At 72.5% G+C, this 22899-nt stretch carries 18 protein-coding genes and 1 other RNA gene; 10 read left to right on the forward strand and 9 right to left on the reverse strand.

What is annotated here, in order from left to right; translation table 11 throughout:
- The first annotated feature begins 58 nt into the window (after nucleotides 1-58).
- The 3 genes from ACZ6S0_RS04345 (at nucleotide 59) to ACZ6S0_RS04355 (ending at nucleotide 3375) form a co-directional block, all read left to right on the forward strand.
- Entirely contained in the window at nucleotides 59-1261 is a 1203-nt protein-coding gene (locus ACZ6S0_RS04345) for an MFS transporter (protein ID WP_465913140.1), read from the forward strand.
- Nucleotides 1262-1362: 101 nt separating this feature from the next.
- Nucleotides 1363-2040, forward strand: a complete 678-nt coding sequence (locus tag ACZ6S0_RS04350; protein WP_465913141.1) for a polysaccharide deacetylase family protein — start codon at nucleotides 1363-1365, stop codon at nucleotides 2038-2040.
- Nucleotides 2041-2097: 57 nt separating this feature from the next.
- On the forward strand, nucleotides 2098-3375 hold the full coding sequence (locus ACZ6S0_RS04355) for a D-arabinono-1,4-lactone oxidase (RefSeq protein WP_465913392.1): 1278 nt from the start codon (nucleotides 2098-2100) through the stop codon (nucleotides 3373-3375).
- An 18-nt stretch (nucleotides 3376-3393) separates the two neighbouring features.
- Here ACZ6S0_RS04355 and ACZ6S0_RS04360 read toward each other — a convergent pair whose 3' ends face one another.
- The gene (locus tag ACZ6S0_RS04360; RefSeq protein WP_465913142.1) at nucleotides 3394-4140 is read right to left on the reverse strand and encodes a hypothetical protein; all 747 of its coding nucleotides are present in this window, start codon (nucleotides 4138-4140) and stop codon (nucleotides 3394-3396) included.
- A gap of 112 nt (nucleotides 4141-4252) precedes the next feature.
- Here ACZ6S0_RS04360 and ACZ6S0_RS04365 point away from each other — a divergent pair, with 112 nt between their 5' ends.
- A complete protein-coding gene (locus ACZ6S0_RS04365; protein WP_465913143.1) occupies nucleotides 4253-5200 on the forward strand; it encodes a protease inhibitor I9 family protein in 948 nt (315 codons plus the stop codon).
- A 160-nt stretch (nucleotides 5201-5360) separates the two neighbouring features.
- Complete coding sequence (gene sepH, locus ACZ6S0_RS04370; RefSeq protein ID WP_465913144.1) at nucleotides 5361-8693, forward strand: septation protein SepH; 3333 nt, start codon at nucleotides 5361-5363, stop codon at nucleotides 8691-8693.
- Between the two features lie 72 nt (nucleotides 8694-8765).
- Here sepH and ACZ6S0_RS04375 read toward each other — a convergent pair whose 3' ends face one another.
- Together ACZ6S0_RS04375 and ACZ6S0_RS04380 are read right to left on the reverse strand one after the other, a co-directional pair.
- Nucleotides 8766-10379 carry a PH domain-containing protein gene (locus tag ACZ6S0_RS04375; protein ID WP_465913145.1) on the reverse strand — a complete coding sequence of 538 codons (1614 nt, stop codon included), beginning with the start codon at nucleotides 10377-10379 and terminating at the stop codon, nucleotides 8766-8768.
- Complete coding sequence (locus ACZ6S0_RS04380; RefSeq protein WP_465913146.1) at nucleotides 10376-10879, reverse strand: PH domain-containing protein; 504 nt, start codon at nucleotides 10877-10879, stop codon at nucleotides 10376-10378. Before ACZ6S0_RS04380 ends, ACZ6S0_RS04375 begins: the two co-directional genes overlap by 4 nt.
- Nucleotides 10880-11880: 1001 nt before the next feature.
- On the opposite strand from ACZ6S0_RS04380, the gene ACZ6S0_RS04385 reads away from it, so the two are divergent.
- The 4 genes from ACZ6S0_RS04385 (at nucleotide 11881) to ACZ6S0_RS04400 (ending at nucleotide 17561) form a co-directional block, all read left to right on the forward strand.
- Nucleotides 11881-12429 (forward strand): YbhB/YbcL family Raf kinase inhibitor-like protein, encoded by a 549-nt coding sequence (locus ACZ6S0_RS04385; RefSeq protein WP_465913147.1) that lies wholly within the window; start codon nucleotides 11881-11883, stop codon nucleotides 12427-12429.
- A gap of 184 nt (nucleotides 12430-12613) precedes the next feature.
- Complete coding sequence (locus tag ACZ6S0_RS04390) at nucleotides 12614-14446, forward strand: hypothetical protein (protein WP_465913148.1); 1833 nt, start codon at nucleotides 12614-12616, stop codon at nucleotides 14444-14446.
- Between the two features lie 78 nt (nucleotides 14447-14524).
- Nucleotides 14525-16768 (forward strand): SulP family inorganic anion transporter, encoded by a 2244-nt coding sequence (locus ACZ6S0_RS04395; protein WP_465913149.1) that lies wholly within the window; start codon nucleotides 14525-14527, stop codon nucleotides 16766-16768.
- 151 nt (nucleotides 16769-16919) lie between these two features.
- Nucleotides 16920-17561 carry a class I SAM-dependent methyltransferase gene (locus tag ACZ6S0_RS04400; protein WP_465913150.1) on the forward strand — a complete coding sequence of 214 codons (642 nt, stop codon included), beginning with the start codon at nucleotides 16920-16922 and terminating at the stop codon, nucleotides 17559-17561.
- Nucleotides 17562-17628: 67 nt separating this feature from the next.
- On the opposite strand, the gene ACZ6S0_RS04405 is transcribed toward ACZ6S0_RS04400, so the two are convergent.
- Nucleotides 17629-17796: a hypothetical protein gene (locus ACZ6S0_RS04405; protein ID WP_465913151.1), complete on the reverse strand. Its 168-nt coding sequence runs from the start codon at nucleotides 17794-17796 to the stop codon at nucleotides 17629-17631.
- A 167-nt stretch (nucleotides 17797-17963) separates the two neighbouring features.
- Nucleotides 17964-18713 carry a DUF6461 domain-containing protein gene (locus ACZ6S0_RS04410; protein WP_465913152.1) on the reverse strand — a complete coding sequence of 250 codons (750 nt, stop codon included), beginning with the start codon at nucleotides 18711-18713 and terminating at the stop codon, nucleotides 17964-17966.
- A gap of 236 nt (nucleotides 18714-18949) precedes the next feature.
- On the opposite strand from ACZ6S0_RS04410, the gene ACZ6S0_RS04415 reads away from it, so the two are divergent.
- The gene (locus tag ACZ6S0_RS04415) at nucleotides 18950-19354 is read left to right on the forward strand and encodes an ankyrin repeat domain-containing protein (RefSeq protein WP_465913153.1); all 405 of its coding nucleotides are present in this window, start codon (nucleotides 18950-18952) and stop codon (nucleotides 19352-19354) included.
- Between the two features lie 117 nt (nucleotides 19355-19471).
- On the opposite strand, the gene rnpB is transcribed toward ACZ6S0_RS04415, so the two are convergent.
- From rnpB to ACZ6S0_RS04435, 4 genes are all read right to left on the reverse strand, one after another.
- Nucleotides 19472-19866, reverse strand: an RNA gene (rnpB, locus tag ACZ6S0_RS04420) — RNase P RNA component class A.
- Between the two features lie 70 nt (nucleotides 19867-19936).
- Nucleotides 19937-21256, reverse strand: coding sequence for a bifunctional RNase H/acid phosphatase (locus ACZ6S0_RS04425; protein WP_465913154.1), 1320 nt, complete (start codon nucleotides 21254-21256; stop codon nucleotides 19937-19939).
- Complete coding sequence (locus ACZ6S0_RS04430) at nucleotides 21253-21993, reverse strand: zinc ribbon domain-containing protein (RefSeq protein WP_465913155.1); 741 nt, start codon at nucleotides 21991-21993, stop codon at nucleotides 21253-21255. The genes ACZ6S0_RS04425 and ACZ6S0_RS04430 overlap by 4 nt, the downstream gene beginning before the upstream one ends.
- A gap of 2 nt (nucleotides 21994-21995) precedes the next feature.
- Nucleotides 21996-22796: a Nif3-like dinuclear metal center hexameric protein gene (locus ACZ6S0_RS04435; RefSeq protein ID WP_465913156.1), complete on the reverse strand. Its 801-nt coding sequence runs from the start codon at nucleotides 22794-22796 to the stop codon at nucleotides 21996-21998.
- Between the last annotated feature and the right edge of the window lie 103 nt (nucleotides 22797-22899).

Here is a 22899-nt window from a genome sequence, read left to right on the forward strand (position 1 = left end):
CTTGCCAGCAGGACATACGGTGCGTAATGGTTAGGTGCTTTCGTCAGGAGGAAAGAACGTGGTCGGGCCTTACCGGGGGTTGTTCGACAGGCCCGGCGTCAAAGCGTTCGTGCTGGCCGGGCTCATCGGCCGGATGCCGATGTCGATGCTGGGCATCGGCGTCATCCTGCTGGTCTCCACGCTCACCAAGTCGTACGCCACCGCCGGCGCGGTCGCGGCCACCACCAACGTCGCCTTCGCCGTGGCGGCGCCCCTGTCGGGTCGGCTGGTGGACAGGTTCGGGCAGGGGCGGATCATCCCGCCGTTCGTCTTCGTCAACGCGGTGGCGCTGGCGGCACTCATGGTCTTCGCCGGGTCCGGGCTGCCCGAGTGGACGCTCTACGCGTCGGGTCTGATCGTCGGCGCCACCTCCTTGTCGATCGGCTCGATGGTGCGGGCCCGCTGGTCGGTCATCTACGGCGGGTCGGGCAGGCTGCACGCCGCGTTCGCGTTCGAGTCGGTGGCCGACGAGGTCGTCTTCGTCACCGGGCCCGCTCTGGTGACGGTGCTGGCGACCGCGGTGAACCCGTACGCGGGGCTGATCGTGGCGCTGGTGTGCATGTTGCTCGGCTGCCTCGCGCTGGCGTCGCAGCAGCGTACGCAGCCGCCGATCCAGCAGGTCAGGTCGGCGGAAGGCACGCCCATCCTGATCCCGGGCGTGGCGCTGCTGGCGTGCGTCTCCCTGGCGCTGGGCGCGGTCTTCGGCTCGGTCGACCTGATCACGGTGGCCTTCGCCGAGGAGCACGGGGTCAAGGGGGCCGCGGGGTTCCTGCTGGCCTCGTTCGCGGGCGGGTCGATGGTGTCGGGGCTCTGGTTCGGCTCACGCGACTGGCGGATCTCGCTGCGCGCCCGCTTCGTCAGGGCGCTGGCGCTGTTCGTGGTGGGGCTGACGCCGATCATGTTCATCAACCTCCCGTGGGCCATGGCCGGCGCGCTGTTCCTGGCCGGTTTCGCCATCTCGCCGACGCTCATCACCTGCTTCTCGCTCACCGAACGGCTGGTGCCCCAGTCGCTGCTCACCGAGGGCATGGCGTGGATCTCGACGGCCATCGGGTTCGGCGTGGCGGCCGGCGCGTGGGCGGGCGGGCGGCTCACGGAGACGTACGGATCCTCCACCGCGTACGGCTTCTCCATCGCGGCGGCGGCGGTGGCCGTGGCCGTGGGGATCGGAGGTTCGGGTTTGCTGAGACTTCCTGAGGCTCCTTCACCACCGAAGAGCTGATCCGCTACGGTCGGGAGATCCCTCGCAACACCCATCACACTGGAAGCACACTAGTTATGTCCCGACACATCAGTTCACTTCTAGCTATCGCGGCTGTTTGCGTGACCATTGCGCCGGCCCCCGCCCTCGCGCAGCAGGAGAAGAAGGAGCCGGTCGACTGCACGCAGGTCAAGTGCATCGCGCTGACCTTTGACGACGGGCCGGGCAAGTACGCGGGCACATTGCTCGACACACTCAAGAAGTACGACGCCAAGGCGACGTTCTTCCTCGAGGGCCAGTACGTGAAGAGCCGCCCCGCCTACGTCAAGCGCATGGCCGCGGAGGGCCACGAGCTGGGCAACCACAGCTACAGCCACCCCGACTTCACCAAGATCGAGGCCGGGGCGGTCAGGAACGAGATCCAGAAGACCCAGGACGCGGTGAAGAAGGCGGCGGGCGTCGAGCCCAAGCTGCTGCGTCCGCCGTACGGGATGGCCGACCTGGCGACCTCCGACGTCGCCGCCGAGTTCGAGATGCCGATGATCCTGTGGACCGCCGGTTCGCAGGACTGGAGCTCGAAGAACATCGAGGCCATCCAGAAGCAGACCCTGGCCGTGGCCAAGCCGAACGGCATCATCCTCATGCACGACTGGGTGAAGCAGACGGTCGACGGCATGCCCGCGCTGATCAAGACGCTCAAGAACAAGGGCTACCACCTGGTGACGGTGTCCGACGTGATCAAGAACGAGAAGCTGGAGCCGGGCGACATCTTCCCCGTTCCCGCGGGCTGGGAGCAGTGAGTATCGTTCGCGTCCAGCCGGACGACGCTGGAGGGGTGCCCCGTGGCCTTCGAGAACGTGGCCTTCGTGAACTGGGCACGCAACCAGTCGGGCGCCCCCGCCGAGGTGCGTACTCCGGCCTCCGTTCCTGACGTCGTGCGCGCCGTGCGCGACGCCGCCGCCTCCGGGCGGCGGGTCCGCATGGTCGGCACGGGCCACTCCTTCACCGGAGTGGCCCTCACCGACGGCATCATGCTCCGCCCCGGCGCGCTGACCGGGATCAGGTCGTGGGCGGACGACCGCGTCACCGTGCTGGCGGGCACGCCGGTGCGGACGCTGAACGAACTCCTCCACGAACGCGGCCTCGCCCTGGCCAACATGGGCGACATCACCGAGCAGACCGTCGCCGGCGCGATCCAGACCGGCACCCACGGCACCGGACGCGACAGTGGCGGCCTCGCCGACCAGGTCACCGCGCTGGAGCTGGTGCTGGCCGACGGCACGGTGGCCACCGCCGCGCCGGGCGAGGAACTGTTCGACGCCGCCCGGGTGGGACTCGGCGCCCTCGGGGTGCTGACGGCCGTGACGTTACGGGCCGAACCGGCCTTCCTCCTGCACCACCGGCGGCGCAAACTCGGGCTCGGCGACATCCTCGGCTCCCTCGACGAGCTGACCTCCGCGAACGAGCACCTCGACTTCTTCTGGCTGCCCCACACCGACGCCTGCCTGGTCAAGACCGGCAACCGCAGCCCCGGCCCGGCCCGGCCGCCCGGCGCGCTGCGGCACTGGCTGGACAACGTCTTCCTGGAGAACACGCTGTTCGGCGCGGCCTGCGCGCTCGGGGCCCGCTTCCCCGGGCTGATCCCGCGCGTCAACGAGGTCAGCGCGGCCGCGCTCGGGGAGTCGGAGTCGGTGGACGTCTCGTACCGGCAGTTCACCTCGCGGCGGGACGTGCGCTTCCTGGAGATGGAGTACGCCGTGCCGCGCGACCGCCTGGCCCAGGCCCTGCGCGAGACGCGCGACCTCGTCGAGCGGATGGACTGGAAGATCACCTTCCCGGTGGAGGTGCGGGTGACGCCGCCCAGCGACGCCTGGCTGTCCACCGCGTACGGGCGGGCGTCGGCGTACGTCGCCTGCCACGTCTACCGGCCGACGCCGAACCCCGCGTACTTCGAGGGCGTCGAGGAGATCATGACGCGCCTGGGCGGGCGTCCGCACTGGGGCAAGCTGCACACCAGGGACGCCGCCTACCTGGCCACGGTGTACCCGCGCTTCGCGGACTTCGTCGCCCTGCGCGACCGGCTGGACCCCGGGCGGCTGTTCGCCAACGCCTACCTGGACACGGTGCTCGGCTGACACCTCCGGAGGCTCGACTCACCCCGGGCGCTGCCCGCCCGGCGTGGACCGCGACGGGGCGGCGGGCGTCTCGTCGCCCGAGCCCGGCTCCTGCTCCTGCGGCGGCGGCTCGCTCGTGGCGGGATCGTCCGACGGCGGGAGCGAGCCCGAGCCCGGGTCCTCGGTCGTGGGCGTCGGGGAGGGCGTCGGCGTGGGCGTCGGCGTCGGCTCCTGGGTGGGACGCGCGCTCGGCGTCCTGCTCGGCGTGGGGGTCGTGCCGGGCTCCGGGGTCCACGGCGCGCCGGTCTGCGGCGGCGGGTACGCGGGCGCCCGGCTCTCCGTCCCCCGTCCGGCGGGCGGCTCCCGGTCGCCGTCCCGCTGGGCCTTCGCCGGGGTCTTGCCGGTGACCTGCTCGTGCACGGTCTGCTGGGCCGCCGCCTGGTAGACCAGGATGCTCCCCATGCTGATCCCGAACACGATCGCCGCCGCGGCCCCGACCTTCGCCCAGGGCAGCCGCCGGTCCCTCCGTACGCGGGGCAGGACCGGCGTGGAGTCCTCCGTGCGCGGGGCCGGGCTCGCGTGCTGCTTGACCCGCTCTCCGGTGCGCTTGAGGTAGTGCGTGTAGATCGCCGTGCCGACGGTGCTGGCGACGCTGAACACCGCCGCCCCGATCACCGTCCCCGCCACGCCGAGGTACGACGCCGCCACGGCCGCCGTCACCGCCGCCAGGGCACTGCCCAGGATCTGCGGCATGCTCAGCTCGAACTTCCGCTGCCCGCCGCTCATCCCCCGGATCAGTCCTCTCTGTCATGCGTTCGGTAAAGAGCTGTCTCGTGAATAGACGCGAGTGCGTGTCCCGTTGTTCCTGTGACCTGCATGACAGGCACCCTTGTAACTCGTGCCCCGACGACTCGGCCTGCCCTCCGTGTATCTCGCCGCGGCCGTGGCAACGGCCGCCACGACCGCCGTACCCCTGGCCATGACGCCCGCCTCAGGACTCGCCCTGCGCCCCGCCCCGGTGGAGCCCGCCCGGTCCTACATCGTCACCGCCCGTGACCGGGTGGCCGCCCGCGATCTCGTCGGCGAGGTGCGCTGGCGGGTACGCCGCTACTACACCTCGGCGCTGCCGGGGTTCGCGACCTTCCTCACCCCCGCCGAACTGGCCGAGCTTCGGGCCGACACACGGGTGCGCACGATCGAGCCGGACCGCGAGATCCACGCGATGGCCGGCCGCGGCCCGTCCCGTCCGTCCGGCGGACGGGCGAGCGGCGCCGGAGTCACCATGTACGTCGTCGACAGCGGCGTCGCGGTGCGCCGGGACGAGTTCGGCGACCGGGCCTGGCGCGCCTTCGACGCCACCGGCGGCACCGGACGCGACTGCGGCGGCCACGGTACCCGCCTCGCCTCCCGCGCCCACGACGGCGCGCCGAAGGCGGGGATCGCCTCGGTGCGGGTGCTCGGGTGCGGCGGCTCGGGCACGCTGGCCGACGTGCTGGCGGGGCTCGACTGGGTGCACCGGCACGCCCGCGGCCCCTCGGTGGCGACCCTGTCGTTCGACGGCGCCGACTCGCCCGCCCTGGCCAGGGCCGCCGGGTCGCTGTCGGAGTCGGGGGTGTTCGTGGTGACCGCGACCGACGGCGGCGCCTGCCGTGTCACGTCCGACGGCCGGGCGTTCTCCGGGCACGCGCCGTACCTGGCCGCGGCCGCCGCCCGTCACCTGGAGCTTCACCCGGACGCAGGTCCCGCCGCCCTGGCGTCCCGGCTCAACTGCGGAACCGCCCGGGGCGCGATTCGCCAGAACCCGTCCGGGCCAAATAACCTCCTCATGCGCAACGGCGGGCTCTAGAGGAATGGACAACTCGAATGTGACCGGCGTCACATCACCCCGGGGCTATCCCAGGAAGGCGATGTTCGGACATGCCGGGTACGGTGCTGGCAGGCAACCGGCACACGCGAGAGACTCAAGGGTCCGGGGGAAGAATGGCGACGCTGACGAAGGGACTCGCATGCAGGAGCTCCGACTCGTCGCGGTGAGTGAGGACGGCACATACCTCGTGCTGGCGACTGCCGGGCGGGGCACGCGCTTCACCCTTCCCGTGGACGACCGGCTCCGTGCTGCCGTCCGCGGCAACTTCTCCCGTCTCGGCCAGTACGAGATCGAAGTGGAGAGTCCGTTGCGCCCCAAGGAGATCCAGGCCCGCATCCGAGCCGGAGAGACGGCCGAGGAGATCGCCGCGACCGCCGGGATCCCGGTCGAGCGCGTCCGCTGGTTCGAGGGGCCGGTGCTGCAGGAGCGGGAATACGTCGCCCAGCAGGCGCAACGTGTGTCCGTACGCATGCCCGGCGAGTCCGCGCCAGGGCCCACCCTCGGCGACCTCGTGGCGGAGCGGCTGACCAGGCGCGGCGTGCCCGCCGACGAGATCGACTGGGACTCCGCCAAGCGCGACGACGGCCTCTGGCGGGTCAAGCTCGGCTACGTCTGGAACGGTCACACCCGCCACGCCGAGTGGCTCTTCGACCCGCGCAAGCGCCACGTGACGCCCCACGACGACGAGGCCCTGCGGCTGTCGGCCGCCGACTTCGACCCCGAGCCGCCCGTGGTGGAGGACACCACGGTGACGCCGTTCGCGCCCCGGGTGGCCAAGCTGCAGCCGGTGCCGCCGCTGCCGTCCGACGCGCTGCCGTTCCCGTCCGTGGTGCGGCGCGAGCCCGAGGAGCCGGCGGTCGGCTACAACCCGCCGCCCAGGTCGCCGGAGACGGCGTACACGCGGGCGCCCGACCTGCCGTCACGCGAGACGCCCTTCGACCGCGACCCCGGCCCGCGCCACGAGCCTCCGTCCCCGGAGCCCTTCCGCCACGAGCCACCGGCCCGCGAGACCGGCTACACCCGCCCAGGCGACACCTCGTCCCGCCGTGGCGGGACTTCGCCGTGGCTGCCCGACTTCAGCGCGGGACGCACCGGCGACCGTGAGACCGACTCCATCTACGCCCCGGCCACCCCGCGCCCCACCGCCGAGGACCCACCCGCCCCGCACCCCACCCGCCCAGGCGGGGAGCACCAGCCCCACCCGTACCCCACCCGTCCTGGTGGGGAGCACCAGGCCCACCCGCACGCCACCCGGCCCGCCGCCGAGGACGTGCCCAGCCCGCACCCCACCCGTCCCGGTGGCGAGAACCAGGCCCACCCGCATGCCGCCCGCCCTGGTGGCGAGGACCCGGCAGCCCCGCACTTCACCCGGCCCGCCGTGGGGCAGCCGACCGTTGCCGCCGACCGTGACCGGCCGCCCGCGCGCCCGGAGCCGCCGGCCGCCCGCCTCGACGCCCCGGTCGCGCCGACGCCCTCCCCTGCCGCGCAGGCGACGCCCACCGCCGACACGCGTCCCCTCGCGCAGAGCGAGCCGACCGCTCAGGGCTACCCGGCCGCCCACGATCGTCCGGCCGCGCAGGACCACCGTCCGGCAGCCCAGGAGTGGCAGACCGCGCAGCCGATGGAGACGTCGGCCGTCGCCCAGGACGAGCCGAGCACCACCGCCCCAGCCCAGCCGACCACCGCCTCGCCACCCCAGCCGAGCCCCGCGCCGACCGGCCAGTGGACCGCGCCCGAAGCCCGGCCCACCACGCCGTCCCAGGACACCACCGCCGTGACGGCCAGGGACGTACCCGCGCCGGAAACCCCGCACGGCCCCGTGGCGAGCGCCCCCGTGGCGAGCGGCGACCTGGCCACCACCGAAGCACAGCCCTCCGCCGCGTCGGCCCAGCACACCGCCGTAGCGAGCGGCGACACCACGACCGGGGCGCAGCCCGCTGCCGCACCCGCCCAGCACGCCACCGCGCCGAGCGCGGACGCCGCCGCCGTGACCGGGGCGCAGCCCGCCGCCACACCGTCCCAGGGCACCGCCGCCATGGCGGGTCAGCCGACCGCCGAGCCCGCACCGGCCGCGTCGACCGCATCCGTCGCGTCGCCTGCATCCGTCGCGTCGGCCGCACCGGCCGCGTCGACTGCTCCGACCGGACCCGCCGCAACGGCCGCCTCGACGCCGCAGCAGGACACCGAGCCCACGCCGGACGCCACCGTGACGCCGGTCCCGGAGCACACCACGACGTCCACCACGCCTCAGGCGTCCACCACCCCGCACACGTCCGCCACTCCGCAGGCTGCTGCGGTCGCGGAGGTGGCTGCGGTCGCGGAATCGCCCGCCGTCGTCACCGAGCCCGCCGCCCGTGCGGATGCCGTGTCGGAGGCCGGACCCCAGGTCCACGAGGCGCAGGTCCAAGAGGCGCAGCGCCAGGAGGCCAAGGTCCCGGAGGCCACGGTGCCGGAGACGGTTGCCGAGCATGCGGCCACCGTCGCCCTGCCGAGCGCGCCCGCGCAATCCGCGCCCGTTACGGAGCCCGAGGCCGAAGCCGTTACCACCTCACCGGCCGAGGCGGCGACCACCGCCGCTCAGCCGGAGACGGCGGCCACGGAGACCGCCGCCGGTACGCCCACGGAGTCCGTCGCGAGGACCACCACGGAGTCCGTCGCTGACGCCGCTGTCGCCGAGCACGCTTCGGGATCCACGGCCGCCGACCCGACCGCGGCGTCCACGACCGCCGAGCCCGTCGCGACGTCCGCCGCCGCCGAGCCCACTGCGGCATCCACCGCCGCCGAGCCCGCTGCCGCGTCCACGGTCACCGAGCCCGATGCGACGCCCGCGTCCGCTGAGACCGTCTCGGCCGCCGCTCCCACGCCCCAGACCTCCGAGACGGAGACCGTCGAGGCCCGCGACACCGTCGAGAAGACCGCCGAGAAGGCCGACAAGCCGGAGACGCCGGAGAGCACCGATGACGGCACGACCGTCACGGCCGTGACGACCCCAGCCGAGACCGCCGCCGAGCCTGCCTCGCCCACGCCGTCGCCCACGCCGGGGAAGCCCACCGCCACCGAGACACCGGCCGCTCCCGAGCAGCCGACCGCGCCGACCGCCGAGCGTCCAATCGCTGAGCAGCCGGTCACCGAGCAGCCGGTCACCGAGCGGCCGGTCACCGAGCGAACCGTCGCCGAGCAGCCGGTCGTCGTCGAGAAGGTCGTCGAGAAGAAGGCCGTTCAGCGCGAACGGGAGCCCGAGCAGCCCGCCGCGGAGGCCAGGCCGCCGCGTCCCGCGCCGAAGCCGAAGCCCGCCCCGGCGGTCCCGGCCGCGCGGACGGGCAAGGACGAGGTCAAGGAGGAGCCGCCCGTACCGGTGCCGTCGCCTCCGCCCGCTCCGGCCGCCCGCCAGGCGCGCAAGGGGTCGAGGGGTCGCCGGGCGTCCGTGCCGACGTGGGACGAGATCATGTTCGGCGCCCGCCGCCAGGACTGACCGCCGCTCCCACCCACGCCAGGACGCCCTGGACGGGACGCCGCACGCCACGAGGCCCGCGGCCACCCCGCGTCAGGGGGTGCCGCGTTCCAGGAACGGGGCCAGCCATTCGGGCGTGACCTCCGTGGGGAAGGCCGTCCCCTCGGTCACCGACACGTCGATCGCCGAGTAGCCGCCCTTCCCCGCTCCTACTCCCGCGATCAGCGTGAGGACCCCGGCCCGCCGCTGGAACCAGGTCTGCCGCAGCCGCCAGCCCACCACGGCCCGGCGTTCGACCACGGCCTGGGCGCGGCGCAACGACCCCGACCGCACCGCCAGCCGGACGCCGTCGTAGCCGTGGCCCAGCGAGGCGTACCTGTCGAGCCCCAGTGGCACCCCGACGCCCGCCAGCAGCAGCGCGAACACCAGCAGGGTCCACCACAGGATCGACCCGGTGGCCCACACCGCCGCAGCGCTCAGCACGGCCACGATCAGCCAGGGGAAGACTGCGCGGAACAGGCGGCGCCTGCGCGCCACGGGCGGGTGGGCCCTGAGCGGGCCGCGGTAGGGCCCGACCGCCTCGCCGGTCACCTGGAAGGCCACCTCGCGCGGCACGTCCGGCAGGAGCTGCCCCCGCGTCTCCGAGTCGCCCAGCCCCGTCACGATGGCCCAGACGCGGGCGACACCGGCCCAGCGTTCTGGCAGGCCCTCCACGATCTCGTAGCCGCGTACCCGCTGGGACTCCAGCGACACGCTGCGCCGGTTGACCAGCCCGCGCTCCGCCACCAGGTAGCCGTCACGGCGCTTGAGCTGGAAGTCCCAGTTGAAGATCGCGTACATGAGCCCGCCCGCGAACGGCATGGCCAGCACGAGCAGCACCGCCACGGCCAGCAGGAAGTAGGGGTGCTCCCACAGCCACTCCCCCGCGCTCCAGGCGGTGTCCCCGCTGATGCCGAAGTTGTCCCCGAGCTGGAACGCCAGCCCCACCGCGCCACCGGCGAACGCGAAGGGCGTGAGCAGGTACGCGCCCGACAGCGGCCCGTACAGCAGCCATTTGCGGGGCACGCGGAAGATGGGCCGTTCCCTGGGGCCGGCGGGCGTCGCGGCGTCGGCCGTCTGCTCCCGCTCGGGCTCGGGTTCGGCGGTGCGGCGCAGGAGGAGGGTCCTGAGCCGTTCGGCCTCGTCGCGGGTGACGCCGTCGAGCTTGGCCTCCTCCTCGTCGCCGCTCGCTCCTGTGTCGATCTTCAGTACGGCCAGGCCGAGCAGCCGGTGCATGGGCGGGGTGGACACGTCGACGCCGCGGATCCGATCCAGCGGAATGGTCCGGATGGAGCGGCTGACCAGCGACCGCTTGGTCTCCAGACGGTCGCCGACGACCTCGTAGGTGAAGGTGGCCCACCTGATGATCGAGAACACCACGGCGCCGACCACGCCCACCGCCGCGAAGCCGTACGACCTGGCCGAGAAGCCGCCCACGAACAGGACTCCGACCAGGGGGAGGAGGAGGGAGGGCAGCATGCGTACGGGGTCGATGAGCAGGAGCTTGGGGCTGAGGTGCTGCGGCGCCCGCGCGACCGGCGCCGCCTGCCCCGGGGCGTACTGCGGCGGGGCGTAGTGCGGCGGGGCGCCCTCCCACGGGCCGTACTGCGGCGGTCCTGGACGGGTTTCCTGGGAGGGTGGGGGGTCGTCCGGGTGGGGGCCGGTCACGTCGCGTCGTCCCTCAGCTCTTCGGCCCGCCGCGCGAGCTGCTCGGCGAGCCCGGCCGCCACTCCGTAGTCGAGTCCCTTGATCGTCGAGGACCCGGCATGGGATGCCGTACGGATCTCCAGCGTGGCCACACCGAGCATCCGCTCGAACCACCCTTGGCCCTTGTCGACCGTCTGGATGCGGCTCACGGGCACGAACACCCACTCCCTGGTCAGGTAGCCCGACCGGGCGTAGACGACGTCCCCAGACAGCTCCCAGCGGTGTACGGCGTACCGTACGAACGGCTCGGCCGCCAGGAACGGCAGCACCAGCACCACGACCGCAGCGGGCAGCAGCCAGGGGTCACGGGCGAACCACTCCGGCACCCACGCCCAGCCGCTCCCGCCGACCCACCGCGACACCAGCAGCGCGCCGCCGAGGAAGAACGCGAACGCGACCAGCGACTCCAGCAACCACAGCCGGACGGCCTTGGGCGAGACGCGGTTCGCTGGATCGCGCAAGGGGCCAGATGACGTCACAGGGTCAGCTTATGGTGCGAACCCGGCAATCGATCTGCCGAAGCGACGGCGAACCGGCCCGACGACACGGACCGGCACAGAACCAGGCGCAGGACCGGCCCAGGACCCGGCCCAGGACCCGGCCCAGGACCCGGCGCGGTAAATCCGGCCCAACATCTCAGCACGGCGTCCAGCACGGGCTCCGGCACGGCAAATATCGGCGGGGCGTCCCGGCGTGTCGGCCAACTGTTCGGAGGACCCGGTGCCATGCTCGGTGGCGGCCGGCCGCAGGCTGTCGAGCTTGGCCACGTCGGCGGCGCCACGTTCGTGCCAGCCAGGCCCGGCCAGCGCGCGTGACCGCACCACAGCGCGAGCGCCTCACGCAACGTGGCAGCCGCCGTCCGCGTCCACCGTCACGCAACGTCGTCGCACAACGGTCGCCACACAACACCGTCACACAACGTCGCCGCGGCAGATCGTCCCCGCACACCACCCCCGCACACCACCCCCGCACACCGTCGTCGCACACCACCCCCGCACGCCACCCTGCACACACCGTCGTCGCACGCCCTCGTCGTACACGGTCATGCCGGTCACGAGGGCGACGCCCTCTCGCGGCGCGCATCCCGCCATCCCATGGCAGGAAACCGGAGATCTCACCGCTCCTCGCTCCCCTAGCGTCACCACCGATCAGGCGCACCTGGTTTTTGTGGCGTGGGCGCGTCCGAAACCAATGTCCGTTTTGCCGGAGTGGAACGCGTCAGCCCCCGCCCGTCCCCATCCGCGGCGTACCCGCAGGCCGCGGAACTCTCCTCGGTACAGCCGGATCCAGGCCCGCAGAGCGTCTCGGAGGCCACCGTTGTGTCCAACTTCACTACCCGGATGCCGTCATTCCGGCGGTTTTCGGATCCTTTACCGACCACCGACCATCGAGAAACGGTCTGCGCATCGCCGAGAGCCGCGTAGCATCGTCCGGCATGGGGCTGTGTAACACGGCATCACTCGTGCGACGGATCGCCGTCACCGTGACGGCGGTGTCCGTCGCGTTCAGCTTGTCGGGTTGTGCCGCCCTCGGCTTCGTCGGCAGGTCCCAGGCGAAGGACCTCGCGGAGGTCAACGTCGCGAGTCCCGAGCTGGCCGAGGGCAAACCGCTGCCCCGCGAATACTCCTGCCGCGGCGACCAGGGCAGCCCGCCGCTGCGCTGGTCGAGCCAGCCTCTGTCCGAGGCCAAGTCGATCGCCATCGTGGTCGACAGCCACACGTCATCGATTCCGGCCGTGCACTGGGTGCTCTTCAACATCCCGGCGACCACGACCGAGCTGGGCCCCAACGCCGCCGCCGAGCCCCCGGAAGGGACCGGCCAGGCGAAGGTGACCAGTGGAAAGGTGGGCTACGAGCCCCCCTGCGAACCTGGGGCCAGCTACCGGTTCACCGTCTACACGCTGAACGGCAAGGTCAACCCCGCGAAGAGCGCCGAGCTCTCCGAGGTCCTGAAAGAGATCGCGGACATGACCATCGCCCGCGGCCGACTCACGGTGGTGACCACCGGGTGAGCGGGCCAACACGACATGTAGTGCCGGTGTACCAATTCTTCACGTAGGGTGTGACAACTCTCATAGTGGTCCGACACAATCAGATCCAATCGTTAGGCACTGGTGATCAAAGGGGGCAGATCGCGTCGATGGCCGCGCGATCTCATCGGTGCAAGAGGGAGGCCATGGCCTTGAGGGTGGTGCAATGATCGCGGTCGTAGTGAGCTTGGTCGCTGTCGTGCTCCTCGTGCTCGTCGTCGTGGCACTGGGCATGCGTTCGATGAACCGCAGGGAGAGTTCGCTCCCTCCGGAACGGCTGAAGGAGATGGCCGAGAAGGAGGAGCAGACCCAGACGCGTTCCACGGACCAGTTCGCGGCGCACGAGCCTCGGATGAACAACTTCAGCCCCGACTTCAGCCCCATAGACGAGCCGAAGCAGAAACCGGTGCGCACCGGTCAGCGGGGGCGCCGGGGCGTCGACGAGTGGGGCAACCCGAGCAACGATGACGACGACGACGAGACGTTCTGGGCCAACATCCGCAGCGACGCGGAGGAGGGCGGCTTCGGCGCCGGCGGCACCGTGGCGGCCAGGAAGGGCGCGTCCCGTCCGGTCGAGCGGGAGCGTCCCACCGAGCATCCCACCGAACGCGAACGTCCCGCAGAGCGCGAACGTCCGGCTGCCGAGCGCGAGCGTCCGGCTGAGCGGCAGGCCACCGCCGCGTCCGAGCGCAAGACCGAGCGCCCGGCGACCCGCTCCGGGCGCAAGGCCAAGCCGCAGCCCGCGACCGCGTCCGCCGCCGACCCCAACGCCACCACGGTCCAGGCGCCGCTCCCCCAGCGTCAGCCCGCCCCCGCGGCCGGCCTCGCCGACCTGGTCGAGCCGCACAAACGCGCCACCCCCTCCCAGGCCGCCATGGCCGACCAGCGCACCATGACGTTCGCGGCCCCGACCGACGTGATGAGCATCCTCGCCCCTGGCGCCCAGCCGGTGCCCGCGCCCACGCGCCCCGAGCCGGCCCCCGCCACGCGACCCGCCCCCGTGACGTCCGGCGGCACAGCCTCCGGCAGAACGGCGTCCGGCAGCACCGCATCCGGCACCGCCGCGTCCAGCAACACGGTGTCCAGCAACACGGTGTCCAACAGCAGGACGTCCAACAGCCCTGCGCCCGCCACCACCACCGGCGGCGTGTCGTCCAACAGCTACCCGGCCGGCGGCAGCGGGGCCTTCCCCGCCACGGGCGGTGGCTCCTACTCCTCGGGTACGGGTTCCTCGTCCGGCAGGGCCGGCGGCGGCTCGTACGGCGCGAGCGGCGACTCCTACCCCGCCACCCCGGCCACGACCGGCAGCGGTTCCTTCCCCGCGGTCAGCCCCACCTCCAGCGGCAGCTTCCCGGCGGTCCCCGCCTCGCCCCTGCACGGGGCCCCGACGAGCGACCCGTTCCCCGCCTACGGCGCCGGCGCCGGCGCCGGTACCGGCTCTGGCGACCCGCTCGACACCACCTGGCCCGGCCAGCCCGGCACCCCTTCGTCCGCGGCGACCACGTCCGGCTCCTGGGCGGCGGCCGCGCCCGACATCTTCGACGACCCCACCCCCGCCACCCCCCCGTACGGCCCGGCGGGCTCCTGGCCCGCCTTCGAGCAGCCCGCCGCGAGCGCGTCGTCCTACCCCGCCTCGTACGAGGTGCGCTCCGGCTGGGCCGTGGCCGACGACGCCGACCCGCTCACCGGCCCCTCCCCCGCCACCGGCACCCCGACCGTGCCGGGCCGGACGGTGTCCAACTACGACGCGCTGTCGGCCCCCGCGCCCGCGCCGTCCCCGTTCGCGGCGGGCGCGTACGAGACGGGCGACGTCACCACCAGCCCTGGCGCCGCCGGCTGGCCCGAGCCCCCGTCGCCCTCACCGTCGCCCAGCGGCGGCAGCGGGGCGCAGGCGGCTTGGCCCGCGTACGACGGACAGCAGCCGCAGGCGGACAACGGCGGCCGGGGCAGCCATCGGCGAGCCTCCGACCCGGATTATCCGCACGACTACTACCGGTGATCTTTAGTACCCATTAATCCGTAAAACCCGCGTGACGCCCCCGTATAGCGGGGTCGAGGGGCCAATAGGGTTTGGTCCATGTTCCGCGACACGCAGAGTAGCTGGCTGAGCACCCTCCGGCATGACGTGCCCGCCTCGCTCGTGGTTTTCCTCGTCGCGGTGCCCCTCTCCCTGGGCATCGCGATGGCCTCCGGAGCGCCCCTCGCCGCCGGGTTGATCGCCGCCGTGGTGGGCGGGATCGTGGCGGGCGCTCTGGGCGGTTCTGCCGTGCAGGTGAGCGGCCCCGCCGCCGGTCTGTCGCTGGTGGTCGTGGATCTCGTGCACACGTACGGATGGCGGGCCACCTGCATGATCACCCTGCTGGCGGGGGCCGTACAGCTCGTGCTGGGGGTGTTCAAGGCGGCCAGGGCGGCGCTGGCGGTGTCACCCGCGGTCATCCACGGCATGCTGGCGGCCGTCGGCGTGATCATCGCCCTGGCCCAGCTCCACATCGTGCTGGGCGGCAGCTCGCAGCGTTCGGCCGTGGCGAACCTGCTGGAGCTGCCCGGCCAGATCGCCAACCTGCACGGGCACAAGGTGGCCGTGGGCGTGCTCACGATCACGGTGCTGGCGCTGTGGACGCGGCTGCCGAAGCGGATCAAGGCGGTGCCCGCGCCGCTGGCCGCGCTGGCGGTGGCGGCGGTCACGGCGTGGGCGTTCGGCTGGGACGTCACGCGGGTGGACCTGTCCGCGGGGTTCAGCGACTGGGCGTTCCCGGTGCTGCCGCAGGGTGACTGGCATCTGGTCGTGGCCGCGGTGCTGCTGGTGGCGCTGCTGGCCGGGTGCGAGTCGCTGCTGTGCTCGGTGGCGATCGACGGCATGCACGGCGGCCGCCGGGCCGACCTCGACCAGGAGCTGACCGGCCAGGGCGTGGCCAACATGGTCACCGGCGCGCTCGGCGGCCTCCCCGTCGCCGGGGTGATCGTGCGAAGCACCGCGAACGTGCAGGCGGGGGCGCGTACCCGCTGGTCGACGATCCTGCACGGGGTGTGGGTGCTGGTGTTCGCGATGGGGTTCGGCTGGATGATCACGCTGATCCCGCTGGAGGCGCTGGCGGCGCTGCTGGTGTTCATCGGCGTGCAGATGGTGAACCTGGGCCACGTCAGGAAGGTGCACGGGCACGGCGAGGTGCCGGTGTACGTGGTGACGATGGTCGCGGTGATCCTGCTCGGGCTGGCCGAGGGGGTGCTGGCCGGGCTGGCCCTGGCGGCGTTGCTGGCGCTGCGCCGCCTGACCTGGGTGACGGTGCTCAAGCGCGAGGACCGCGAGGGCCGGTTGCACGTGACGATCTCGGGGTCGCTGACGTTCCTGGGGGTGCCGCGGCTGACGCACGAGCTGCGGACGATCCCCGCGGGCACGTCCGTCGACCTCGACCTGAACATCGACTTCATGGACAACGGCGCCTTCGAGGCCCTCCACTCCTGGCGGCTGGACCACGAGCGCATGGGCGGCAGCGTCGACATCGACGAACTGCACGACGAGTGGTACGCGCTGGCGGCCAGCGGGGCGCGTACGTTCCCCATGAAGTCGCCGCCCAGAGCGCCCGACCGCTGGTGGCTGCCGTGGTCGCACCGACGCCATGGCGAGACGCCGTCCGTACCGTCGCCCGACGGCACGGCCGGGCAGGCGGAGTGCCTGCTCACGGCGGGGGCGCGCGAATACCACCGGCGTACGGCGCCGCTCGTCCGGCCGATCTTCACCGAACTGGCGCGCAAGCAGCAGCCCTCGCACCTGTTCATCACGTGCGCCGACTCCAGGATCGTGCCCAGCCTGATCACGGCCAGCGGCCCAGGCGACCTGTTCACGGTGCGCAACATCGGCAACCTGGTGCCGCGCAAGGGCTCCGAGCCGCACGACGACTCGGTGGTGGCCGCGATCGAGTACGCGACCCAGGTGCTCGGCGTGCACACGATCACGGTGTGCGGGCACTCGGGCTGCGGCGCGATGGCGGGGGTGCTGAGCGGCGGGGTGCAGGCGGGCAGCCTGCCGGGGCTGCGGCGGTGGTTGCGGCACGGGGACCACAGCCTGGCCACGTTCATCGAGACCGAGGGCGACCGGCTGCACCCCGGGGCGCTGGACGTGCTGTGCCGGGTGAACGTGCAGCAGCAGCTCGAGAACCTGCGGACGTACCGGAAGGTGGACGAGCAGATCCGGGCGGGCAAGCTGGAGCTGGTGGGGCTGTTCTTCGACATCGGCTCGGCGCGCGTGCACATGGTGCCGCCGCTGCGCGCCACGCCCTCCCTGCGAACCTTCGATCGCCGGGTGGCCATCGGCGAGGAATGAGCCCCCGCCGGTGCCCCGGCGGCGGCGTGGGAGGCCGTCGGACGCGTCAGCGAGACGGTCCCCACGGGGGCTGTCGAAAAGGTGACCCGAGAATGCCCCACGGAGGCCGGACGGCGGCATCCTGGAAGGACGGCACTTCGGAGGGACCGCGATGGCACAGCTCTCAGACTTCCAGCATCCCCGGTTCGCGGCCGCCTACGAACGGGCGTCCAAGCTGGCCGACCGGCGCGGCGCGTACGAACACCGCCGTCGCCTGCTGGCCGGGCTCACGGGGAAGGTGATCGAGGTCGGGGCAGGGAACGGCCGGAACTTCGCCCACTACCCGGCCGCGGTCACCGAGGTCGTCGCCGTGGAGCCGGACGACACGCTGCGCGCGCTGGCGGCGAAGGCGGCCGGGGCCGCGCCGGTCCCCGTGTCGGTGGTGTCCGGCCATGCCGAGGCGCTGCCCGCCGACGGCGCCTCGTTCGACGCGGCGGTGGTGTCTCTGGTGCTGTGCTCGGTGCCGTCGCAGCCGCGGGCGCTGGCCGAGATCGCACGGGTGCTCGCGGACGGCGGCGAGCTGCGCTTCTACGAGCACGTACGCTCGCCCAACCCGGCCCTGGGCCTGCTGGAGGACGTGATCGTCCCGCTGTGGCGGCGGCTGGCCGGAGGCTGCCGGCCCAACCGCGACACGCTGGGGGCCATCGAGCGCGCCGGGTTCGCCGTGTCCGAGGTCGACCGCTTCACGTTCGCCCCTGAGCCGCCCGTCCCTGCGCTGTCACACGTGCTCGGACGGGCCTGCCCGACCCGCTAGTCATCGAGCAGCGACCGCGCGAGCACACCGCTGCCGTGGACCTGCAGCTCCCGGCCGGGGCGGGCCTTCACCCGTCGCTGGTGTCCTCGGTGGGCTTTCCGAGGGCCTGCATGACCCCGTCCAGCAGAACCGCTGCCGGGGTCCGCATCGAGCTGGACGTACCGGAGGTGGCGTCCCCGATGTCCGGACTCGCGGTGCTGGGACCGAGCGTCAGCGACAGCGCCACCTCACCCACGCGCAGACTGGCCTCAGCCCTGACCCCCACGAACCCGGAACACGTGAAAGCCGGGTATGACCGCCGACTGTCCCAGCAGACCGAACATCAGCCCATGACCCGCGCCAGGAGCCACGCCATGAGTGCAAGCACCCACCTGGCGGAGCACAACAGCGCGGACCCGCGCTTCAGGCGTCGCGATGGCGGAGGACCGCCGCAAGATCATGCCTGTCCGCCCTTTCGCCCGTCGTACTGCCGGATGCCGGAACACCACCCGGCTCGGTGTCGGATTTTCCCTGGTAGAAGTTGGCGATCGGGCCTGCGAGCAGCGCGCCTTCCAGCAGATCGGCGGTGAACGTCACGCCGGTCAGCCGTGCCGCCAGCGCGAACGCCCGTGCCAAGCCGTGCCGCACCAGGTCGTCGCACCTGGCCTCCCACTCGTCGTCGTCCTCGGTCTCGTCAGGGGGCAGGCCGACCTCGCGCATGAGGTGGTTGAGCCGGTCCTTGTCGGCGCCATAGCGCCGGTCCGGCGTGACCGGGTCGAAAGTGGTGACCACGGCGCCGTCGACCGCGTAGGCGAAGTGGTCGTCCGCGTAGTCGTGCCGCGTGACGGCCACGACCTCGGAGCCCACCGACAGCCGGGCCAGGACCCCGTCCATCACCGCCGACCAGCTCAACGGTTCGACCGCCACACACCAGTCACCCGCCGCCACCACCCCGACGTAACCACCGCCGTCTCCGCCACCCGTCACCATGACGAAGTCGCCGACCTCCAAGGTCAGTTCGGCGAGGCTCATCTCCCTCCCCTCACCGGAGCCGAAACGGCGCAGCACCTCGGCGGGATCAGGCTCGCGGACGAAAGCCACGGAGTAGATCTCGTCGAGTGGGCAGTCCTCCCCCTGCAGCCAGCGGAACGGGGCCAGTGAGTCAGTCATCATGCCGCAGATCGTGACAGGCCCCTCCGACAGAATCCGCCAGGGCAGGCACCTCCCCGCAAGCGCCAGAAAGTGCCCTCAGGTCCTCACGGGCGGGACCAGGCGCCACACCGGGGAGGTTCGTGGCCGTGTCTTGCGGTGCGATGCTCCCTGGAAGTGCCCGGCGAAGAGGCGCGCTTCCGCCCTGACCCCATGCTCGGCCCAAGGATCGTGATGGGTTTTCTGCTTTGATCACAGCCATGGACCATGAAGCGGCAGCCTACGAGCCGATGACTCAGGCACATCAGGCGGTGGAGCACGGTGACCTGGAGGAGTTGACTCGGCTACTCGATGCCGGTGCCGATCCGAATGAGGTGTGGTCCGGCATGACCTTACTCTTGCACGCGATCGACATGGAAGCTGATGGAGCATCCCAGACCCGACAGCCGCTGAACGCCGCATGTACCGCCGTGCTTTTGGCTTATGGGGCTGACCCCGAACGTCCGGGCCCTGACGGCGACGTTCCGCAGCTCTTCGCCTTCCACTACCGTCACGGACCGGCCGTTCGGTCACTTGAGGCTCACATCGCTCGTCGTCACGGCGGCACGGTGCCGAGCCCCTGTCCCGACCTTCCTCCAGCGGAACCACGTCCGTGGCCGATTTGAACCTGCGTAGGTGCGCGAAGTGCCCATGCCGAAGCACTCGACAGGGCGTCAGGATCATCACTGATGTGCCCTGATCTTGGGGAGCGCCCGTTCTCTACCAGGTCAGAGCGGGATTGGGTGACGAGTCGGCCTGTAGGCCGGGTTCTGTCCTTCGTGTGAAGGGGCGACCATCCATCTAGGACCGCCGTTGCCGGCGGCCTCGAGCGGTCTACCCGCGCGGCTCGGGCGGGCAGCCCTCGAACGTCGCGCGCGGAACGCCCCGAAGGACGTTCCTTCTTGACCTTGCTCCGGGTGGGGTTTACCGAGCCGCCCACGTCACCGTGGGCGCTGGTGGTCTCTTACACCACCCTTTCACCCTTACCGTCAGGCCCGGCCGGGTCTGACGGCGGTCTGCTCTCTGTGGCACTTTCCCGCGGGTCACCCCGGGTCGGTGTTACCGACCACCCTGCCCTGTGGAGCCCGGACCTTCCTCGGCGGGCCCGTGGGCCCGACGCGGTCGCCCGGCCGACTCGTCTGGAGGAGGTTATCAAAGTTTACGCCGTTCCCCCGCACGGTGGGGTTCCCAGGCGGCAGGCGGCGCGGTCAGCGCAGGTGTGAGGTGTCGTTGAAGGACTTCACGACGGAGGGGCCGTCGGCGTAGTACTCGATCAGCGACAGGCACGCCAGGTCGAGGTGCATGCGATAGAGCGCCTCCAGCGGCGCCAGCAGAGCGTCTCGGAGGATGAGCTTGATCGGCGTCACGTGGGAGACGGCGAGCACGGTCTTGCCCTCGTAGCGCTCCACGAGCCGCTCCCTGGCCGCGCGCACGCGGCGGGCGGCCGTGGCGAAGCTCTCGCCGCCCGGCGGGGCCGCCTCGGGGTCGGCGAGCCAGGCGGCCAGCTCGGCGGGCCAACGACGCTGCACCTCCGTGAACGTGTGGCCCTCCCAGGCGCCGAAGTCGGCCTCTCTGAGGTCGTCCCACACCTCCATCTCAAGGCCGGTCTGCTCGGCGACCGCCTGCGCGGTCTGGCGGGCGCGGGTGAGGGGCGAGGTGACGATCACGTCGAGCCGGTACGGGTCCCGCGACAGCCTCACGGCCGCCGCCGACGCCTGGGCCAGGCCGTTGGGCGTGAGCTCGGCCTCGCCGCGGCCGGAGAAGCGGCGTTCGAGGGACAACTCGGTCTCGCCGTGCCTGAGCAGCAGCAACGACGTGGCCACGCGCGTGGGCGGGGCCCAGCCGGTGCCGGTGCCCGAGCCCGTCCGGGTGCCCAGGCCCGCGCCTGAGCCCTCCCGCGTGCCCTCCCGCGTGCCCGCCCGGGTGCCGGTGCCCGTCTGCTGGGCCGTGGCGACGGAGGCGGTGGGGGCGGAGAGCGCGGAGATGTCGCCCGCGTCGAGGAGGTCTGTCTGCTGGGCGGACGGTCTCTTGCGGGTGCTCGCCTTGGCTGCGGCCCCGCCGGGCTCCCCGCCCCCTGCGGAACCGGCCGGGCCGCCCGCTTTCCAGGGCAGGCCCTTGGCGGCGGCGTCCATGGCCTCGTTGGCCAGGCGGTCGGCGTGCTGGTTGCGTTCGCGGGGGATCCAGGTCCATTCCGTCACCCGCAGCCGCCTGACCAGCGACCCGGCCTCGGCGGCCAGCGGGCGCAACCCCTCGTGCTTGACCTTCCAGCGGCCCGCCATCTGCTCGACGACCAGCTTCGAGTCCATCCGTACGGCCACCCGCGCCCCGTCACCGGCCAGGTCGAGCACGGCCCGGAGGCCGGCGATCAGGCCGCGGTACTCGGCGACGTTGTTGGTGGTGACGCCGATCGCCTCGGCCGCCTCCGCCAGCACCTGGCCGTCGGAGGCGTCCTTGACGACCGCGCCGTAACCGGCCGGGCCGGGGTTGCCGCGCGAGCCGCCGTCAGCCTCGATGACGTAGGAGGTCACAGGCCCGACTCTGCGGTGCGTACGAGGATGCGCCGGCACTCCTCGCACCGCCACACCTCGTCGTGCGGAGCGCCCTTGATGGCGTTCGTCTCGGCGATGGACAGGGCGACCTTGCAGCCCTGGCACCGCCCGCCGCGCAGCATGGCGGCGCCCACGCCGTACTGCTCCCTGAGCTTCTCGTAGAGCTTGAGCAGGTCGGCGGGGATCTCGCCGGCGACCGCGGTGCGGCGGCCCTGGACGTCGGCGGCCTCCGTGTCGATCTCGCCGAGCGCGGCGTCTCGGCGCCCCTCCACCGTGGACAGCGCGGAACGGACCTCGTCGCGCTTGGCCACCAGGTCGGTGGCCTTGGTGTCGGCGGCCTCCCTGCGCTCCATGATCTCCAGCACGACCTCCTCCAGGTCACCCTGCCGCTTGTTCAGCGAGACGATCTCGGACTGGAGGCTCGCCAGGTCGCGCGGCGAGGTCACCGCGCCGGAGTCGAGGCGCTTCTGGTCGCGCTCGGCGCGCGTGCGCACCGCGTCGACGTCGTTCTCGGCCTTCGACTGCTCGCGCGCGAGGTCGCCCGCCTCGGTCTCGGCCTCGATCACCTGTGTGGCCAGCTTGGCGTACGTCTTCGAACGCTCGTCGATCTCGGCCAGCTCGGGCAGGGTGCGGCGGCGGTGCGCCAGCCGATCAATCACGGAGTCGAGCTCTGCCAGGTCGAGCAGTCGCTTCTGGGCCTCAGGGGCTGCTTTCATGATCAATATCCTCTTGTCCAAGCATCGGTGACCGTGGCGGAGACACGCGTCTCAACGGTAACGCCACTGGCGCGCAGGATCGACGCCGCGCTGTCGAGCCAGGGCCACTCGGTCGCCCAGTGCGCGGCGTCGACCAGCGCGGGCCCGCCCGACTCCACGAACTCGCTGGCCGGATGATGCCGCAGATCGGCCGTGAGGAACGCGTCGACGCCCGCCGCCTTGGCGGTGTCGAGGAGGGAGTCGCCGGCCCCGCCGCTCACCGCGACGCGCGCGACCGGCCTGGACAGGTCTCCGGCCACCCGGATCCCCGAGGACGTGCGCGGCAGCCCCTCGGTCACGCGCGCCGCGAACTCCCCCAGCGTCATCTCCTCCGGCAGGTCGCCGATGCGGCCCAGCCCGCGCCACGGGTCGTCGGGGAACGGCTGGAGCGGCACCAGGTCGCCCACCAGGCCCACCGCCCTGGCCAGGGCGTCGGACACGCCCGGATTGGCCACGTCGGCGTTGGTGTGGGCGGTGTAGAGGGCGACGTCGTTCTTGATCAGGTTGTGGACCAGGCGGCCCTTCGGCGTGGTGGCGGCCACGGTGGTGGTGCCGCGCAGGTAGAGGGGGTGGTGGGTGACGATCAGGTCGGCGCCCCATTCGAGGGCCTCCTCGGCCACGACGGCGACCGGGTCGACCGCGAACAGCACCCGCCGCACCGGCTGGGCAGGATCGCCGCTGACCAGCCCCACCGCGTCCCACGACTCGGCCCGGGCGGGCGGGTAGGCCGCCTCGAGCACCTCGATCACGTCCGTCAACGTCACAGCAGCCACCTGCGCAGACTACCGGTACGCGAGTCGGCGGGGTGTCCTCGGAGCGCGGCCCGGCGTACCGTAAGTGGATCCTGACTTCTGCCTGCGGGAGGAC

It is taken from the genome of Nonomuraea sp. NPDC051298 (genome assembly GCF_055586305.1).

Coding starts and splice junctions, on each gene's coding strand:
- ACZ6S0_RS04360 (WP_465913142.1), bottom strand. CDS start 4,140: ATGAGCGGCGGGCAGCGGAAGTTCGAGCTGAGCATGCCGCAGATCCTG.
- sepH (WP_465913144.1), top strand. CDS start 5,361: ATGCAGGAGCTCCGACTCGTCGCGGTGAGTGAGGACGGCACATACCTC.
- ACZ6S0_RS04390 (WP_465913148.1), top strand. CDS start 12,614: ATGATCGCGGTCGTAGTGAGCTTGGTCGCTGTCGTGCTCCTCGTGCTC.
- ACZ6S0_RS04395 (WP_465913149.1), top strand. CDS start 14,525: ATGTTCCGCGACACGCAGAGTAGCTGGCTGAGCACCCTCCGGCATGAC.
- ACZ6S0_RS04400 (WP_465913150.1), top strand. CDS start 16,920: ATGGCACAGCTCTCAGACTTCCAGCATCCCCGGTTCGCGGCCGCCTAC.
- ACZ6S0_RS04410 (WP_465913152.1), bottom strand. CDS start 18,713: ATGATGACTGACTCACTGGCCCCGTTCCGCTGGCTGCAGGGGGAGGAC.
- ACZ6S0_RS04415 (WP_465913153.1), top strand. CDS start 18,950: ATGGACCATGAAGCGGCAGCCTACGAGCCGATGACTCAGGCACATCAG.
- ACZ6S0_RS04430 (WP_465913155.1), bottom strand. CDS start 21,993: ATGAAAGCAGCCCCTGAGGCCCAGAAGCGACTGCTCGACCTGGCAGAG.